The organism is Enterococcus mundtii (assembly GCF_002947535.1).
Lineage (GTDB): Bacteria > Bacillota > Bacilli > Lactobacillales > Enterococcaceae > Enterococcus_B > Enterococcus_B mundtii_B.
In genome coordinates this window covers 13,666-30,079 of the sequence record NZ_PUAP01000013.1, presented here as the reverse complement: position 1 = coordinate 30,079, position 16,414 = coordinate 13,666, and the positions used below count along the sequence as shown (strand labels likewise).

Below are 16,414 nucleotides of genomic sequence, written 5' to 3'. Positions count from 1 at the left end.
CACGATTAAAGGCATGGAAGACATTCGAGGATTATATAAGAAAACCCGAAAAGAAGGCACTCTCTTCGGGTTTTCGGTCTGTACTGAAATCAAGGTATTATTGGGAATCCCAGCTTAAATCATAGATACCGTAAGGGATTTTATTCTTTATTTAAAACTTTGCAACAGAACCGCTTAGATCAATGCCTTCCACAATGGTTTTGTAAGAAGCTGACGTTTTTAAATAAATACAAATTAGGGATTCAATATGCTTTAAAACCCAGGTATAGTAATGGTGCATTGGAAAGAACAAATAATAAGATAAAAGTGATAAAACGAGTAGCCTACGGCTATCGAAATTTCCACAACTTTCGAGCAAGAATTTATCTCATTCAAGGCTTGATCTTCCAAGTAAAACAAAAACCAGTTAAGCACTCTGCCTAACTGGTTATGACTAAATTTTCAGTTGTCTCTCTACCAGCACTAAATGTCGAAGAGCCAAAAATCTGAGCCAGAATGAGGTTCGTTCTGACCCAGATTTGATTTTGCACAACTCATCAGTCCTTATTAACAAAGAGCTCATATTCCTCATGTTGAGAATACGAAGGCCATGTACCAGCTTATTGGTTTAGTATATAAAATTACTCATTATTTTCGTCATATTCCATCTCATCTTCAGTTACCCACATATGATTCTTAACTTCTTCTTGACCATCGGTTGGAGTGTAATTAACAACGTAAACAGTTCCTGTAATAGATTTATCTACTTTTGCTTCAGCTCCCATCATCCCATCCATGTGATCGGCATTCAAGATAACAGTATCGCCCTCATTTGCTACAGTCTCAGTATCTTTTAACTCTTCTTGTACTACCCATCGATGATTGTTAACCATTGGTCCCCCAGTTTTTGGCTCATAGCTTACTTCATACATTGTAGTATCAAAGGCCCCTACAACTTGAGCATTTGCACCTTTCATCCCTTCCATATGATCGCCTAGCAGTATAACATTACTTCCCACCGGGAATTTAGGGTTTGCAGCATCTTTCATTGAAGAAGGAACCATACCTTCGTGATTCATTCCCTCCATACTATTCATTTCACTAGACGCTGTAGAAGTCGATTCCTCGTTTGTGCTTTTAGAATTATTCGATTCACTTTGATTGCTACACGCTCCTAAAAATACAATAATTCCAAGACTTGCAAATACTAATTTTGTCATCTTTTTCACTGTCTTCATCCTCCTTTAATTAATCACATTTAGGTCATCTCATAAATTTGTAATCCAAAAACTTCTTTTTTAATTGTAGCTATTGATAAGTCCTTCTTAGAAAAGATTACTACAGAATTTGATAAGATATCTAAATGAACTTTTTCGACACTATCTATCGAAATCAGTTGAAAAAATATTTTTTTTGCCCAACATTCACATACTAGTTTAGCAATTTTTATCTGTTTTTGAAACAAATAACTCTCCTCCTTTATTGAAATGGTAACTTTATAACAAATTTAGTTCCTAGACCTAATTTACTTTTTACAGTTATACTACCTTTATGCGCTTCAATAACGCTCTTTACAATAGCTAATCCGATACCTTGCCCCCCTAAAGCTCTACTTCTGGAGGGGTCAGCCATATAAAATCTATCAAAAATATGAAGTTGCTGATCTTTTTCTATACCAATGCCGTTGTCTTCAACAATTAAAAGAACATGGTCTTTATTTTTACTTATAGAAAACTTAATGGTTCCATCCTTTTGCGTAAATTTAATAGCATTACTCAAAAGATTGATAACAACTTGGTTCATTTTATCTTTATCTGCAAATATATTGATGTTATCCCCTTGGATTTCAACATGAAGGTTTTTTGACTCAAATTTGCTGGAGAAATTTTCAATAACGGATTCGATCAACTTATATATGCTAAACTCAGTTTTATTTAAATGATCATACTTTGCTTCAATTTTGTTGATTACTTCTATATTTCCAATTAAACGAGTTAGACGATCTATTTCATCATAACAAGATTGTAGGCGCTCGGGAGTTATTTTCCAGACTCCGTCAATCATTCCTTCCACATTGCCTTTGAGGGTAGCTAATGGAGTTCTTAATTCATGTGAAATATCAGTAGTTAATCTTTTTCGAAGTCCATGCTGTTTCTCCAACTGATTACTTAAATCATTTAGGGAATCAATCAAGGAATTAATTTCAATAATTGAAGTTTCTTGTGGGATTTTATCAGCATATTCCCCACGGGTTAATTTATGTGTAAAGTCGCTTACATGCTTTAGTGGTAATCCTAATCTAGCAGAGATCCACGAAGCAAGTATAAATGATACAAGAAGAGCTGCAATAGCAACATACATTAAACTTTGTTTCATACTGGAGATAAACAAGGCATCGTGCTCTGTATAAGCAAAAGGTCCGAAATAATAAAACGTTACTTTTCCAAACTCGTTTCCATCATTAATTAACTTCTTTTTCGCTTCTATTGTTTCGTCTAGTTTCACACTTTTTTTCTCAGAAACTTTCAAGGCATTTTTTTTCAGTTTGTCCTGTGCTGACTTCAAATTTTTTCCTTTAAGTTCCCAAACCATGTTGCCTTGTTCGTCTTCTATAGAAAAATAAATATTATTTTCTAATGCTTTCTCAGATAGTGCTGCAAGTTCCTCGCTGTTCCATGTTTCTCCACTATTTAACCACAATAAATCAATTGTATATACATACTGATTCAACAAATCTTCTTGTCGCTCTTCTACGTATTTACTAAAATGATTGTTCGTCAAACTTAATGCGACTAAACTAATCGATCCTATTATTAATGTTGCGATTGCTAAAAAGGAAAGAACTAATTGAGTTTTTATCGTTCTTTTTCTCATTAGTGGCCACCAAATCTATATCCTGTACCATGGACTGTCAAAATATACATAGGTGATTTAGCATCATTCTCAATTTTATGTCTTAAGTTTTTTATATGAGAATCGATGCTCCTATCTAGTCCATCAAATTCTATTCCCTTAACTTTCTCTATCAAATCACTACGAGAAAAGACTTTATTAGGTGTGGATATTAGGGCGTGTAGAATATCAAATTCAGTTGTTGTGAGGTTTAATTCCACTTGATGTAGATAAACTTGGCGACTTTCAGGATATACTATCAATTCCCCATTACTTGAAGAAAGCTTATTAGGATTTGATAAGGTCTCAGTTCTGCGCAATACAGTTTGTATTCTCGCAACTAATTCTTTGGGACTAAATGGTTTAATCATATAGTCATCGGCACCTAACTTGAGACCAGTAAGAATATCATCCTCATCAGACTTAGCTGTTAACATTATAATTGGTACATTTGATACTTCTCTGATTTTTCTACACACAGTCAATCCATCAGTATCCGGAAGCATTAAATCTAACACAACTAAATCAGGATTATTTTTCTCGAACTTTTCCAATGCCATTGCACCACTTATTGCTTTATAAACTGAATAATGATTAGCAACTAGATAGGCATCAATAATTTCCAAAATTTTTTCTTCATCGTCCACAATAAGAATTTTCATAGACAATCATCCTTCTTAAATTATTTTCTATTTAATTTCCATTTGTCCCATCATGCCATACTCTTCATGTTCTAATATATGACAATGATACATGAAAATACCCTTATGGTCGAATTTCACAAGAAGTTCTACTGTTTCATCCGGATTTACCAGCACAGTATCTTTCCATCCCTGCTCGTTTAGTGCGGGCTGATTTCCGTCTCTAGATAAAATTTGAAACTGAACACCATGGATATGGAACGGATGAATCATTCCTCCCATCATACTATTAGTATTGTTAACTTCCCAAATCTCTTGAGTATCTAGTTTTTTAAATAAATCTATTCTTTCCATATCAAACTGCTTATTGTTGATGTTTACCATGTGAGACATTCCTCTTAAATTAATACTTTGTCTTGCTAAATCTTCCAATTTCTTTTCATCTAAAGTACTAATAGTATTTAGACTATCAGAGGGAGTAAACTCTTTGTTTTCTATCGTATTCTCAATTCTCATTGTCAAGGCAACCAAATTATTTGCTAGTAAATGAATTACCTCACCTTTTTTATAATTCTGAGTATCCACTAATATTTCTGCCCTTTCCCCGGGGGCTAAAAGTAGTTTACTAAGTTTAACAGAAGTATTCAGAAAACCACCATCTGTAGCAATTTGGTAGAATGATTCATCTTTATCCAAAGTAAAAGTGAAGTTTCTTGAATTAGATCCATTAACAATTCTATACCTCATCCATCGGTTTTTTATCTCAATATATGGATTGATAGTGCCATTAGTAAGCAACGTCTCCCCTTTTGTTCCATCAGAGTTAAAATCATTTTCATAGTTAATTTGATTAGTGGAGCTGAAAGATTTATCTTGCACAATCAAGGGAATGTCGTCGACACCATATTTGGAAGGTAAATCTAATGATTTTGAGTTGTCATCATCAATATACATCAAACCTGCTAAACCCTTATAAACTTGAGATGCTGTTTCTCCTTCCGGATGGGGATGAAACCAGAGTGTAGAAGCTTCTTGATCAACCTCGAATGTTACACTTTTTTTCTGTCCTGTTTCTATAATCTGATGTGGACCTCCATCTGCATCAGAAGCTACTTTCAAACCGTGCCAATGAAAAGATGTGCTAGCATCAAGATTATTGGTTGTATTGATAGTAACTTTTTGACCTTTTTTCAGTCTAATAACTGGTCCTAAAAAATCCCCGTTATAGCCTAATGTTTCAGTTTTTTCTCCATCCATTATTTGAACTTCTCCGTTTTGAGCAACTATATCATATATCACATTTTCTTTGCTTTTTGAAGATGGTTCAAGAACAGGGGGAATCAATAGTTGTCTCTCCGTTTGGTGTACTACCTTCAAATCAGCTTCTTGATTATCCCCCATCATATTGGACATTCTACTTGAGATTTGTCGTTGTTCTTCTTGAAAGACAACTTCAGCATGCTCCTCCTTGTTCTGCTGTTGAATCAATATGAAAACACCGCCTAGGGTCAACATTGATATTGTTGCTGCTAACCAAATATATTTATTATTCTTCAACCCATCATCTCCCATATCTATTATGTAGTTACCATAAAAAAAATATGTGGAGATTTTGTGTTGATTACCCCACATATACTTATACTTATATAGATATGTCCCTAGTTACAGTATACTTTGTATTTTTTAGTAGTTGATTTAAGAATGTTAAAGTTAATTTTGAATCAGCATCGAAAGTAACTGTACCTCTAGCCAAATCAACTATTTTTACACTGACTGTTGGCTCTGCTTCCAAAGCATTTCTTACTTTTGATGCACACCTTGAGCAATTCATTCCGTCAATAACCACTATTTGCAAATATTTCATCATAAAATTCCTTCTTTCTTAAAAAAGTCGCCTATATTGGATTTACTAATCTAATCAATCTTTTAAGAATTGTCTTACAAGTATCATAAGGAAAATTTATGGAGAAACCATGTATAGAGTTTGTTTTAGAGCTTTTAAATATAGGATAGATACAGATTGATTTGTTTAGTGTATGATTGCATATCATGTACATATATCGCTAAGTATCGCGCCCAAAACATAGGTTTCGAGTTTCATGAATATCCTAACAGGTAGAAGTGCTATGATGATATTCGATAAGCATCCTAATATGAAATATAAGTTTAGAACTGCTATTTTGGATAGTTCTTCCTCCTATTCAAATAAATAATTGTTCTACATAAGAATTTCACAATCCTCTCTACCCTCCTCTACTACCAAGTGAAAATCCATTTCAACTAATACCAAAAACCTACATTGGGATTCCAAAGGATTTTTGAGTTCAAAAAAACATGAAATGCCTCTCAGAAATCCGTCCATTGGATTCAACATATACTTATGCACAAAAAGCAGTGAATAAATTTAAAAAACTGGTTTTTCTATATATCTCAATTTGAAAAAGTAGAATATAGAGGAACTTTCTTACCATAAGAATTCACATATTTAATATGATGATTCACCAAACTTATAATGCCTTATAATTCGTATTTTTCAACAATTGATTAATAACGCTAATTGATAAATCTGTCTTTGTTGCAATAGTTACTAAACCTTCTTCGAGATTTACTTTCCTAACAGAAATTGAGGGATTCTTTTCTAATGCATACTTAATTTCTCCGGCGCATCCTAGACAAGCCATTCCACTAATAAATAAGGTCTGTAAATGTTCAGTCATAAGACAATCACCTTTCCTATTTGACTTTGAAGTTTTTTAAGCGAAGTGAATTTAAAAGTACTGTTATTGAGCTAAAACTCATAGCAACTCCTGCAATTAACGGGCTTAATAAAGGCCCCCAAAAAATGTTCAAAACATCCATCGCTATTGGAACACTTAACATGTTATAAGCAAATGCCCAGTACAAATTTGACTTTATATTCCAAATTGTTTTTTGCTTAAATCAATCCTGGACATTAGCAATTGCAGATCGTTGTTCATTAATATTATATCCGCAGATTTCATCGCTATATCAGTACCAGAACCCATCACAAAACCTATATCCGCTTGAGCGAGGGCAAGTGCATCGTTTATCCCATTACCTACCATTGCAACCTTATGTTCTTTTGACTGCAACATTTTAACATAATGGGCCTTTTCATGAGGTAATACCTCACTAATAACGTTGGCGATCCCAACTTGATTAGCAATTGCCTGTGCAGTAAGTTTACTATCACCCGTGAGCATAACCATATTGAGGCCAAGTTTATTCAACTTCTGAATTGCTGATGCACTTGCTGGCTTTACAGTGTCTTCAATCGCAATTATTCCGAGAAATATACGATCATTTGCAATATACACTGGTGTCTTTCCTTTAGATGCTAAATTATCTGAGATTAACTTAAATTTACTAATGTCTATATTCAACTGTTTAAAGAATTCTTCATTTCCTAAACTTACTTCGGTACCTTTCAAAATAGCATTAATGCCCAATCCAGGGAAAGATTCGAATATACTAGGTTCAACCAAATCAATCCCCACGATTTCGTCTTCTTTTACAATTGCCTCCCCAAGTGGATGCTCGGTTGCTTTTTCAGCAGAGGCCGCTAAAAACAAGAGAAGGTTTTTATCCATATTTTCTGCAAGTATTATATCTGTTACCACAGGTTTTCCTTTTGTAATCGTACCAGTTTTATCAAATAATATTGTTTTTACGTGGTGAGTTGTTTCTAAAGCTTCACCACTTTTAATTAAAATACCATTTTCAGCGCCTTTTCTCATACCAACCATAATAGCTGTCCGTGTAGCTAAACCGAATGCACAAGGACATGCTATAACTAAAACTGAAATGAAGACTGATAATGAAAACGAAATACTTTGTCCGGATAGTGCCCAAAGTAGACTAGATCCAATCGCAACTACAATAATGATATATACAAAGTAACTTGATATGATATCAGCCAGTTTTTCGATTGGAGCTTTCAAAGATTGTGCATCATCCACTAGTTTGCTTATTTGAGCTAAAGTGGTGTCATTACCAATATGAGTTGTTTCATATCTTATTACGCCATTTTTGTTTATACTGGGTCCTATTAATCGGTCATTAGCTTTCTTTTCAACAGGAAGATTTTCACCAGTAGGCATAGATTCTTCAACTAAAGTCTTACCTCTTCTTACAATACCATCCAGGGGCAAACGTTCTCCTGGTTTTGCTATGATCAAATCTCCTACTAAAACTGATTCAATAGGAACAGTCTGTTCCTTATTATGCCTGATAGTTTTCGCTTTATTTGGGAGTCATCCTCATTAATTTTTGTAGTGCTTCAGATGTCTTATCTTTCGGTCTTATCTTTCGTCACCAACTCCAGGCATTTCTGTAGTCTGATTAGCGTTAATATCACTGCTGATGCTCCAAAGTAGAGCTCTTTTGTATAGAGATAATTTCCGAATATAATCTGTATTGTTGCAAAGGTGCCGTATAAAAAAGCAATACTTGTACCTAAAGCAATTAATGTATCCATATTCGGATGTTTTTTCATGAGTGCGGAAAATCCAGTTTTATAATAGTCTTTATTGGCCAATATAACCGGAGTGGTAAATATCAATTGCGTCAGCGAAAAAAAACTAGGGTTTGTCGTAGAATCAATTATTTCAAATAGGGGTAACTCAAGTATATTTGCACTAGCAACATATAGAACAGGAATTGTAAATAGCATTGACGTGATAAATCTTCGCCTTAGCTTCTGTTGCTCTTGTTCTTTTGTTTTATAAATTACTTGTTCCTCCTCTTCAGAAAGAGCATATAGCTGATATCCAAGAGTTTTGACAACATCACTTATTTTTGCAACCGCTGAAGGGTCAGTTGATATTACCGAGAGTTTTTCTGCTTCAAAATTTACGTAGGCATATCTGACATAAGTCATTGATTTAACAGCACTTTCAATTTTGTTAGCGCATGACACATAATTCATTCCGCTTATTCCAAATTCCTTTATCTCAGTTTTTTTTCGAATCTCAGCGTCATAACCAATATCTTGAATAGCTGTTATAACTGTATGATTAAACAAAACACCTTCATCATATTCCAATTTTAGAACCTCAGTTGTTAAGTTAACTTTAGCAAAATATACTCCATCCAACTCATTAATTTTTTTCTCTATTGTTGTTGCGCAAACTGCACAAGTCATTCCATAAAGATTATATTTTGTAATCATTAAATTCCTCCGTGTCAGAACGTTTAACCAATCCATTTAGATAGTAGCTTACTTCTGAGATACAATCTTCATCCATTCCAGAAAGTAACCTTTGTATTTCGGTTTCTAAAAATTCTTGCTTCATAATCAGTGAAGTGTAGTATCTTTGGTTACTTGAAGTGTTAAACGTGATCACATTTTTATCTAACAACCTTCTTATTAACGTTTTTGTTGTGGAGGGATGCCAACTATTACGCTATTGCATTCCATGTGTTATTAAACCACATGTTACTGGTTCATATCTCCAGATAAACTTTAAAACATCTAACTCTGAATTCGACACCTGTATTTTGTGTTCAACCAAGACCATCCCTCCTTAGGCTATTCATAAAGTACGTTCTTCTTTACTAAACAAATGATAAATTGTTGTCAAAATAGAGACACTTATAGTAACAATTAATAAAAAGCATAAAAAGAAAAATGTTTCCGGTAAAAAACTGATAATTGGATCTGTACGATAGTCAAACATCCAATCATCATTGTCAAAAAATACTTGATGAAAAAGCACAAATGCTTTATCAAAAAACAAAAGTGCTATTACACAGACTGATATTATCATCCACTTGATTAAACTAGTGATTTCTCTGACTTGATCACGCGTTACTAGTTTTTTTCTGTTTAAGTACAAAAGAACGCTGCTCGTAGAGAGAAGTAATGAGTAGTTAAGCTGGAATAAAAATTTAACATCTTTAAAATGATTTATACCGCGATCTGAGACGTATAGATTATCAAAAACCAATTCTTTTTGAAAAGGATTATTTAAATAGCCCATTAAATTTCTAAAATCTTGATTAACTTGAGATCTATTCCAGTTTTGAAAATTTATATCGCTTTGAAAGAATAAATTGATTTTGAGCAAACCAGGAAAGTTGATTGTCAATGTAATCGCGAGGGATATAGCAAAGACAAAAAATAATAGAAATAGCATGCTTTTTTTCATTAAATTAATATTTATATTAGATCACTCCTTTTAATATAATGATAAAAAATACTTGTGTAGAAAATGTGTAACAATGTATCTGTCAAAAAGTCTACATAAAATTTCCATAATAGCCTGCTATAGTCAAAATAAGTTCAATAGGAAGGAGGGAAAAATTTGAGAGAACCCTACGACAGAGTATTTATTTCGTTTGGCCCATTTACTATTTATTGGTATGCCGTTTTCATAGTGTTTGGGATCATAATCGGATATTTTGTTGCTAATAGAAGAGCAAAGCGTGCGGCATTGCCTGAGGATACAATTGTTGACCTGTTGTTATATGGATTGCCAGTTTCTATTATATCGGCCAGATTATACTATGTCCTTTTTGAATTACCTTTGTACATTGATGATCCTTTAAGTATCTTTAAAATTTGGGAAGGTGGTCTAGCAATACATGGTGGATTAATTGGTGCTGTATTGACAGGGGTTATTTATTGCAAGAAGAAACATCTTTCTTTTTGGAATGTTGCTGACGTAGTTGCTCCCAGTATAGTAATTGGACAAATCATTGGACGATGGGGAAATTTTATGAATCAAGAGGCCTATGGAGAAACTGTAGACATAGAGTTCCTGCAATCTATGAAACTCCCATCTTTCATAATTGATCAAATGTATATTGATGGGGCCTACCATCATCCGACTTTTTTATATGAATCTTTATGGAATTTAGGAGTACTCATTATTTTGCTTCTGGTGTCTAGAAATAGAATGTTCTTTGGGCAAATATTTTTAATTTATGTTTCACTATATTCCGTTGGGAGATTCTGGATTGAAGGTTTACGGACTGACAGTTTAATGCTAACAGCAAACTTGAGAATTGCTCAAGTCCTGTCCATAGTCCTGTTAATTGGCTCTATATTAACTTACATCTATCTCAAAAAATCTAAGGAGGAAGATTTACATGGAAGCATTACTTAATTTCTTACCACTACTATTATTACTAATTTGCCCTATCTCAATGATGTTTATGCATAAAGGGCACGGACATGCTGGGCATCATCATATGCATGAAGAAGATCATTCAAAACACACTGGTTCCGAACATGATATAGCTAGTTTAAAAATCCAAACTGAGCAATTAAAAGAAGAAGTTGCTACTCTAAAGAACTTAGTTAAGGAGCGATGACAATGCAGTGGTTATTACTTTTATTATGTCCGATAATGATGATATTTATGATGAGGGGTATGCACTCAGGATCGCATAATGAAAAAGATGACGAACAATTGAAACAGGATCTTGAAAATTTAAAAGAGCAAAATGATATCTTAAGTAGTGAACTAAGCGATTTGAAATCACGGTTAAAATAAGTTAAAGGAGTGTGATTTATATTTCACACTCCTTTAAAATTCACTAAATTCATGGTTCAGAATAGAAATGGTTCTATCAAAATATTTAGTCTAACTTTACTCTTTATAAAACGAATAAGGCATGCGTGGTTTATAACCTTTCTTTATGTATTTCTGACACCAAAGAAAATGATCCATATCATTCCATCCACTCGATGCATTCCACCAGGAGTCCATAACATTTCTTGGTGTATGGACTACTCCATACACCAAGAAATTCTAGAAGTAAGATTTATTGTTTCTTTTTTAAGTGCAAATAAAACCATTATCTCCGATGAATATAAGGAAAATAGCTTTTTAGATAACATTTCTAGGTTATGAATGGATAGTAATCACTCTATCCGCAATTTTCTTCAACGAAAAGTTACTAAAATAGAAACATGAGCAGCATTAATGTGATGATTTTCTTCTTGATGTTATCAGGACATTCAATAGCAATGAGCACCATTATAAATGTGGGGACTACGTGAAAAAAAAAGAAAGATTGATTTCTAATTCTGCCAAAATGCTTATTTATACTATAATTAAACGTATTAATTTTAACTTCTTTGTCCAGAATAACTACCGAACTAGTTCACCACTTGGATAATGAGATATCGGGGCTAATATTGTAAAATCTTTGCCAAATTTCTTCATAAAATTAGCATGTTTCTCCAAATCTGTAAACAGAATGTATCGCAAGTGATCATGCAAATTTTGATTACGCATATAATGTGGTCTATTAAATTGTGCTCGTATTTCCTCTTCACGTTGATTTGGTGATACGATATACATCATCAAATTTTCTTGATGAATCGAATACAAATCATCCATTCGATTCATCCCAGAAATTATTGATGTCGACTTTTCAACCTCAAAAGCACACACCGGTTCCCCATTTTTTGAAAACCAAATAACATCAATCAAACCAATTGTCCTACTTAACGAAATTGGTAATTGATAGATTTTTTCCGGTAACAGAGGTAAAGAAACATCTCCTAAGCGATTCCCATCTACCATTCTATTATGATCATTTGAGGCAATCCACGCATGATAACCTATCTCATTACCTAAAGTAGCTAAGATATATTGGATTTTTTGGTGTACATTTTTGGAATCTTCTTTTTCCAGCTTCTTTTTTATTAATTTCTGAGTGTTACTTTCTGAAATTCTGATATACTCCTCTTCATTTTCGCGAACAATATAGTTTAGTTTACCAATATCAAATAAAAAAGCTGAAATAGCACCCAAATCTTTCGAAAATTGTCCTCCTCTGCAGTTGAGCTCAATCATACCATCACGAAGTTTAAAATAGTCTTCCCATTTACCTAAGCGAATTTTTGAACCCGTTAGATAATTATATCCATTGACAATAGCTGTGTTAAAAGGAGGAAAAATGGTGGGTTCAAGAAAATATAAAATGTTTGCGACAGCGGGACCAAGCCCTCTGATTTTCTTTTCTGTTAGAATATTTACAGTTAATAACATTTTTATTTCTTGATTAGCTTTAAGAATTTGATCAAGACAATGTGAAAAAGCTAACTGATTTTCCCTATTTTCATAAATATCTGGAATTCTCAATTTAGGTTTCCACATAAATGCATGTTTGGCTCCTTTAAAAATTTCTGTTTGTTCTGCAATTACATCCATTATGTCCTCTAATGCTGAATTTTTAAAGTCTGTTGGAAAGGTTCCGTTATTGACATGTTTGATAAATAGTTGTACATATTTTCTAACTCTTTTAAACGCTCTCAAGCGTTTTTCACTTTTTATAAACCAAGTTTGATAAAGTAAATTTTCGCGTGTTTTGTATTGATTAAATACATCTGTTAAATAAGTATTATCCACTGTAATGATAACCACCATCCCTATTAATATCAATTATTAATATTTTTATAACCTAGTCATCTCTAATAAAACGTGCTACATGCAACATTCCTAATATAATCAATTATAACGATAGTAGTTACTTTGGCCTGATATCTATGACTTTTCTTATTAAAAGTCTAGTTCGGCTCCATTCTGTAATCAATGTAAATGTAGGATTTGTATTATTTATTAGTCATACTAATAAATTAATGGATTCTCTTCTATTCCTAAAATTTCAACAATCAATTTATGAGGTAAACATATACTCATTTCCCCTGGTCTACTAATCCAGCCTGTATGAACAGCAATTTGATCAGGACTATTATCTTCTTTTACCCTAATTTTCCCTGGAGCTACTTCAATAATATTGTATTTCCCTTTTTGAGGATAATATGTTTTTTCTAAAGACTCACTATGGTGTTAGTATCAAATCTTAGACAGCTTTTCGTAGAGACAAGAATAAATTAAACTTATCTACGAGAGGATGAATTTTTATGACCCGATATAAAGAAAATTTTAAACAGATGATTGTTGAACTGAATCAAACTGGACGTTCTGTTCGAGGGTTGGCGAAAGAATATGGCTTATCTGAAGCAACGATTTACAAATGGAAGAATTTATATTTACCTAATCAGTCCACAGGACTGACTGGAAAAGAAGTGGCTGAACTGAGAAAAGAAAATGCTCGTTTGAAAGAGGAACTTGAAATCTTAAAAAAAGCCGTAGCCATATTCTCTCGAAAAACCTAAATTCGCTTGTTCAATTTATTGAAAAGTGGTGTAAGGATTACACTGTTTCTTTGTTGTGTCGGTTATTAGAAATCCCTAGAAGTGTCTATTATTTTTATAAGAACAAACCATTGACAGTTACAGAAATCAGAAATAATACGTTGAAAAAGAAGATTTCAACTATTTTTTTTACGAATAAACAACGCTATGGCGCCACAAAGATCCATCAAGTTTTATTAAAAGAAGGTATTTCAGTGTCTCTTAAACATGTCCAAAAGCTAATGAAACAATTAAATTTAAGGTCGATTGTAGTTAAAAAATATAGACCTCAAAGATCTAATAGACCGATTATTTCAAAAGAGAACCTCTTAAATCAGGACTTTTCTACTAAGACTATCTGTGAGAAATGGGCAGCTGACATTACTTACATTCCTACTAAGAAAAATGGTTGGTGTTACTTATCTTCAATCATGGATTTACACACGAAAAAGATTATTAGCTATACATTTTCAAAACGAATGACTGTGGATTGTGTCATTCAAACGCTGAACAAAGCAAAAATGCAGTATGACATTCCAGAAGGAATGATTCTACACACTGACTTGGGTAGCCAATACACAGCCAGAGAAGTGGAACAATGGCTTGAAACCAACAAAATAAGGCATTCTTATAGTAGAAAGGGAATACCTTATGATAATGCTGGAATCGAATCTTTCCATGCTTCATTGAAAAAGGAAGAAGTCTACACGACTAGCTACTCAGATTTTGAAGAAGCAAATCGAGCACTATTTAGCTACATTGAAGGGTTTTATAACCGAAATCGAATCCATAGCTCGATTCACTATCTAACCCCACAGGAGTTTGAAGAGTTGGCAAAAGCAAAAATGACGTAACAGTCTCTACTAAAATATGTCCAAGATATTGACTCAAATCCACTAACTTGTGATAAGTTAAATTTGTCTACGACTTCTCCATCTATTTTAACAACTGCAATTACATCTTTACTTTCTCTATTATTTTCATTTTTATTAGTATCAAATAGTAAATATGGTAAAAATGATGCCATAATGACTCCAATAATAATGAGATAGTCCCAAGGTTTCGTAAGTCTCAATATTTTATCCACTAAATTCGTTCTCCTATATTAACTTTTGATATCATACTTTACAGTTGTGTGAATTTTATGTAGATATGTTTCTACTCCACAAAATCTCCATAAGTTTTAGTTATTTTAAATCTGTCTATTAAATTGAAATGTAGCATATGGATCCTATTACTTTATGTATAGTAATTCCAATTTCAGTTCCTAATAGAACCTGTAATACACATAAAAATAGAGAGGAGAATATTTGTAAAATATTTCTTCACAATTAAAAATAAGGGAAGTGAAAAATCAATTTGAAAAAAATAATTATATCTACCTCGGTCATTGTGTTTTCGCTATTTTTTAGTAATAGTATATTAGTTAAAGCGCAGACTATTGAGGAAAAAATTAAAGAAAAAAATGATAAAATTGAAACGATTGTGAAAGATCAAAAATCAGCTAAAATTTATCTTACTGATTTAGATAACAAAATAACTCAGCTAGAAAATGAATATCAAAAAGTGCTAAAGGAAAAAAACACATCTGAGAAAAAACTTACCGAAATTAATCAAAAAATTACTACTCTTGAGGAAAAAATACACCTTAGAAATAAACTTATCGAAGAACAAGCTCGGAATGCACAAGTAAATCAAAAAAGTGACTCTATAATATCTGTCATGGTAAACGCTGAATCATTATCAGATGCAGTCACAGCAGCCTTTGGTATGACTAAGCTTATTTCTGCTAGTAATGAGATTATGCAGGCTCAGATAGATGATAAAGAAAGTTTAGATGAATTAAAAAAAGAAGCTGAGAAAAAAGTTATAGATGCGGAAAAGGAAACTCGCTCTCTCGAAGAGAAAGAAAAAAATCTTATAGAAGCTAAATTGAATCAAAGTATAAAAATTAATGAGATATCCGCTTCTTTGGCGACAGAGCAATCCGAGAAAGAAAAATTTGAAAATCAAAAACAAGAAGCAGAAAAAAGAAGGGAAGAGGAACTTAAAGCCCTAGCAGAGGAAAAGAAAAAAGAAGCAGAAGCTGCGGCTATTTTAAAAGCTCAAGAGGAAGAATCTGCATCTATTATAAAAGATCAGAAAAACGAAGTATCACAAATAGATGGTAACGAAGACATAGGAACAGATCAAGGAAATACTGATACGCAGGAAGAAAAACAGATCACAAATGAAACTTCGGATAAAGAATCTAACTCAGTTAATCAAGATGAGTACCAAGACAACAATAATTCTTCCAATAATAATCAGGTTCAAAGCCCTAGTTCTTCTGGTTGGGGCGCACCCGTAGCCAACATTATTGTCACAAGTCCATTTGGTGGAAGAGCTGATCCTACTGGATTCTCTGGATCTTTTCACGATGGTATAGATATGGGTGGAACTTCGTCAACGCCTATCATGGCATCTAGATCAGGAACTGTAGTGCAGGCATCCTTTGATGGATCCGCAGGTAATTACATTATTGTTGATCACGGAGATGGCTACTACTCATATTACCTTCACCTAAGTAATTTTATTGCTACACTAGGCCAATCAGTGAGTGCTGGCCAGACCATTGGCACCATGGGGACTACAGGAAATTCAACTGGAGTTCATTTACATTTTGGAATAGCGACTAGCTCAAATTGGTCTGGATTCGTAGATCCTGCCCCATTTCTAGGAATCTAAA

General features: G+C 33.2%; 15 protein-coding genes and 6 pseudogenes. 8 read left to right on the top strand and 13 right to left on the bottom strand.

Features of this window, described 5'->3' with window-relative positions:
* Nucleotides 1–118, top strand: a pseudogene (locus CUS89_RS03885) (IS6 family transposase); the annotation flags it as partial.
* Nucleotides 97–423, top strand: a complete 327-nt coding sequence (locus tag CUS89_RS03880; protein WP_374955047.1) for a transposase — start codon at nucleotides 97–99, stop codon at nucleotides 421–423. The pseudogene CUS89_RS03885 and the gene CUS89_RS03880, both read left to right, overlap by 22 nt.
* Before the next feature lie 197 nt (nucleotides 424–620).
* Here CUS89_RS03880 and CUS89_RS03875 read toward each other — a convergent pair whose 3' ends face one another.
* Genes CUS89_RS03875 through CUS89_RS03850 form a run of 6 tightly spaced genes read right to left on the bottom strand, consistent with a single transcriptional unit; the run spans nucleotide 621 to nucleotide 5,379 of the window.
* Nucleotides 621–1,217: a YdhK family protein gene (locus CUS89_RS03875; protein ID WP_002316691.1), complete on the bottom strand. Its 597-nt coding sequence runs from the start codon at nucleotides 1,215–1,217 to the stop codon at nucleotides 621–623.
* 20 nt (nucleotides 1,218–1,237) lie between these two features.
* Nucleotides 1,238–1,444: a hypothetical protein gene (locus tag CUS89_RS03870; protein ID WP_002307659.1), complete on the bottom strand. Its 207-nt coding sequence runs from the start codon at nucleotides 1,442–1,444 to the stop codon at nucleotides 1,238–1,240.
* Between the two features lie 14 nt (nucleotides 1,445–1,458).
* Entirely contained in the window at nucleotides 1,459–2,853 is a 1,395-nt protein-coding gene (locus CUS89_RS03865) for a sensor histidine kinase (RefSeq protein WP_002337643.1), read from the bottom strand.
* Nucleotides 2,853–3,533, bottom strand: coding sequence for a response regulator transcription factor (locus CUS89_RS03860; protein WP_002294790.1), 681 nt, complete (start codon nucleotides 3,531–3,533; stop codon nucleotides 2,853–2,855). The genes CUS89_RS03865 and CUS89_RS03860 overlap by 1 nt, the downstream gene beginning before the upstream one ends.
* Before the next feature lie 27 nt (nucleotides 3,534–3,560).
* Nucleotides 3,561–5,144: a multicopper oxidase family protein gene (locus tag CUS89_RS03855; protein ID WP_104871097.1), complete on the bottom strand. Its 1,584-nt coding sequence runs from the start codon at nucleotides 5,142–5,144 to the stop codon at nucleotides 3,561–3,563.
* A 10-nt stretch (nucleotides 5,145–5,154) separates the two neighbouring features.
* A complete protein-coding gene (locus tag CUS89_RS03850; protein ID WP_002294786.1) occupies nucleotides 5,155–5,379 on the bottom strand; it encodes a heavy-metal-associated domain-containing protein in 225 nt (74 codons plus the stop codon).
* Between the two features lie 181 nt (nucleotides 5,380–5,560).
* Here CUS89_RS03850 and CUS89_RS16315 point away from each other — a divergent pair.
* Nucleotides 5,561–5,680: pseudogene (locus CUS89_RS16315) on the top strand (transposase); the annotation flags it as partial.
* 339 nt (nucleotides 5,681–6,019) lie between these two features.
* On the opposite strand, the gene CUS89_RS03845 reads toward CUS89_RS16315, so the two are convergent.
* The 4 genes and pseudogenes from CUS89_RS03845 to CUS89_RS03830 all read right to left on the bottom strand — a co-directional run bounded on the left by CUS89_RS03845 (nucleotide 6,020) and on the right by CUS89_RS03830 (nucleotide 9,682).
* Complete coding sequence (locus tag CUS89_RS03845; protein WP_002325575.1) at nucleotides 6,020–6,229, bottom strand: heavy-metal-associated domain-containing protein; 210 nt, start codon at nucleotides 6,227–6,229, stop codon at nucleotides 6,020–6,022.
* 16 nt (nucleotides 6,230–6,245) lie between these two features.
* Nucleotides 6,246–8,703 (bottom strand): annotated as a pseudogene (locus tag CUS89_RS03840) (heavy metal translocating P-type ATPase).
* Nucleotides 8,687–9,052 (bottom strand): annotated as a pseudogene (locus CUS89_RS03835) (BlaI/MecI/CopY family transcriptional regulator). The pseudogenes CUS89_RS03840 and CUS89_RS03835 overlap by 17 nt, the downstream one beginning before the upstream one ends.
* A gap of 15 nt (nucleotides 9,053–9,067) precedes the next feature.
* A complete protein-coding gene (locus CUS89_RS03830) occupies nucleotides 9,068–9,682 on the bottom strand; it encodes a TIGR01906 family membrane protein (RefSeq protein WP_086269511.1) in 615 nt (204 codons plus the stop codon).
* Between the two features lie 156 nt (nucleotides 9,683–9,838).
* Here CUS89_RS03830 and lgt point away from each other — a divergent pair, with 156 nt between their 5' ends.
* The 3 genes from lgt to CUS89_RS03815 are packed head-to-tail and all read left to right on the top strand — an operon-like array spanning nucleotide 9,839 to nucleotide 11,032.
* Nucleotides 9,839–10,642, top strand: coding sequence for a prolipoprotein diacylglyceryl transferase (gene lgt, locus CUS89_RS03825; RefSeq protein ID WP_104871096.1), 804 nt, complete (start codon nucleotides 9,839–9,841; stop codon nucleotides 10,640–10,642).
* Nucleotides 10,626–10,850: a DUF2933 domain-containing protein gene (locus tag CUS89_RS03820; RefSeq protein ID WP_002405073.1), complete on the top strand. Its 225-nt coding sequence runs from the start codon at nucleotides 10,626–10,628 to the stop codon at nucleotides 10,848–10,850. Before lgt ends, CUS89_RS03820 begins: the two co-directional genes overlap by 17 nt.
* Nucleotides 10,847–11,032: a DUF2933 domain-containing protein gene (locus CUS89_RS03815; RefSeq protein WP_002307645.1), complete on the top strand. Its 186-nt coding sequence runs from the start codon at nucleotides 10,847–10,849 to the stop codon at nucleotides 11,030–11,032. Before CUS89_RS03820 ends, CUS89_RS03815 begins: the two co-directional genes overlap by 4 nt.
* Before the next feature lie 600 nt (nucleotides 11,033–11,632).
* Here CUS89_RS03815 and CUS89_RS03810 read toward each other — a convergent pair.
* Together CUS89_RS03810 and CUS89_RS03805 are read right to left on the bottom strand one after the other, a co-directional pair.
* Nucleotides 11,633–12,916: a type II restriction endonuclease gene (locus CUS89_RS03810; protein WP_086269509.1), complete on the bottom strand. Its 1,284-nt coding sequence runs from the start codon at nucleotides 12,914–12,916 to the stop codon at nucleotides 11,633–11,635.
* Nucleotides 12,917–13,117: 201 nt separating this feature from the next.
* Nucleotides 13,118–13,333: pseudogene (locus tag CUS89_RS03805) on the bottom strand (NusG domain II-containing protein); the annotation flags it as partial.
* Nucleotides 13,334–13,413: 80 nt separating this feature from the next.
* On the opposite strand from CUS89_RS03805, the gene CUS89_RS03800 reads away from it, so the two are divergent.
* Nucleotides 13,414–14,540 (top strand): IS3 family transposase gene (locus tag CUS89_RS03800; protein WP_104871095.1). Its coding sequence is split into 2 segments (ribosomal slippage): nucleotides 13,414–13,642 and nucleotides 13,642–14,540, totalling 1,128 coding nucleotides; the frame shifts between segments, so codons are not numbered across the junction.
* Between the two features lie 11 nt (nucleotides 14,541–14,551).
* On the opposite strand, the pseudogene CUS89_RS03795 reads toward CUS89_RS03800, so the two are convergent.
* Nucleotides 14,552–14,773, bottom strand: a pseudogene (locus CUS89_RS03795) (NusG domain II-containing protein); the annotation flags it as partial.
* A gap of 272 nt (nucleotides 14,774–15,045) precedes the next feature.
* Between CUS89_RS03795 and CUS89_RS03790 the strand changes: the two are divergent.
* Nucleotides 15,046–16,413: a peptidoglycan DD-metalloendopeptidase family protein gene (locus CUS89_RS03790; protein ID WP_104871094.1), complete on the top strand. Its 1,368-nt coding sequence runs from the start codon at nucleotides 15,046–15,048 to the stop codon at nucleotides 16,411–16,413.
* Nucleotide 16,414 lies beyond the last annotated feature (1 nt).

What these genes read in the sequence shown, in the direction of transcription:
- CUS89_RS03875 (WP_002316691.1), bottom strand. Translation starts at nt 1,217, where the DNA reads ATGAAGACAGTGAAAAAGATGACAAAATTAGTATTTGCAAGTCTTGGA.
- CUS89_RS03865 (WP_002337643.1), bottom strand. Translation starts at nt 2,853, where the DNA reads ATGAGAAAAAGAACGATAAAAACTCAATTAGTTCTTTCCTTTTTAGCA.
- CUS89_RS03860 (WP_002294790.1), bottom strand. Translation starts at nt 3,533, where the DNA reads ATGAAAATTCTTATTGTGGACGATGAAGAAAAAATTTTGGAAATTATT.
- CUS89_RS03855 (WP_104871097.1), bottom strand. Translation starts at nt 5,144, where the DNA reads ATGTGGGGTAATCAACACAAAATCTCCACATATTTTTTTTATGGTAAC.
- CUS89_RS03850 (WP_002294786.1), bottom strand. Translation starts at nt 5,379, where the DNA reads ATGATGAAATATTTGCAAATAGTGGTTATTGACGGAATGAATTGCTCA.
- CUS89_RS03845 (WP_002325575.1), bottom strand. Translation starts at nt 6,229, where the DNA reads ATGACTGAACATTTACAGACCTTATTTATTAGTGGAATGGCTTGTCTA.
- CUS89_RS03830 (WP_086269511.1), bottom strand. Translation starts at nt 9,682, where the DNA reads ATGAAAAAAAGCATGCTATTTCTATTATTTTTTGTCTTTGCTATATCC.
- CUS89_RS03820 (WP_002405073.1), top strand. Translation starts at nt 10,626, where the DNA reads ATGGAAGCATTACTTAATTTCTTACCACTACTATTATTACTAATTTGC.
- CUS89_RS03815 (WP_002307645.1), top strand. Translation starts at nt 10,847, where the DNA reads ATGACAATGCAGTGGTTATTACTTTTATTATGTCCGATAATGATGATA.
- CUS89_RS03810 (WP_086269509.1), bottom strand. Translation starts at nt 12,916, where the DNA reads ATGGTGGTTATCATTACAGTGGATAATACTTATTTAACAGATGTATTT.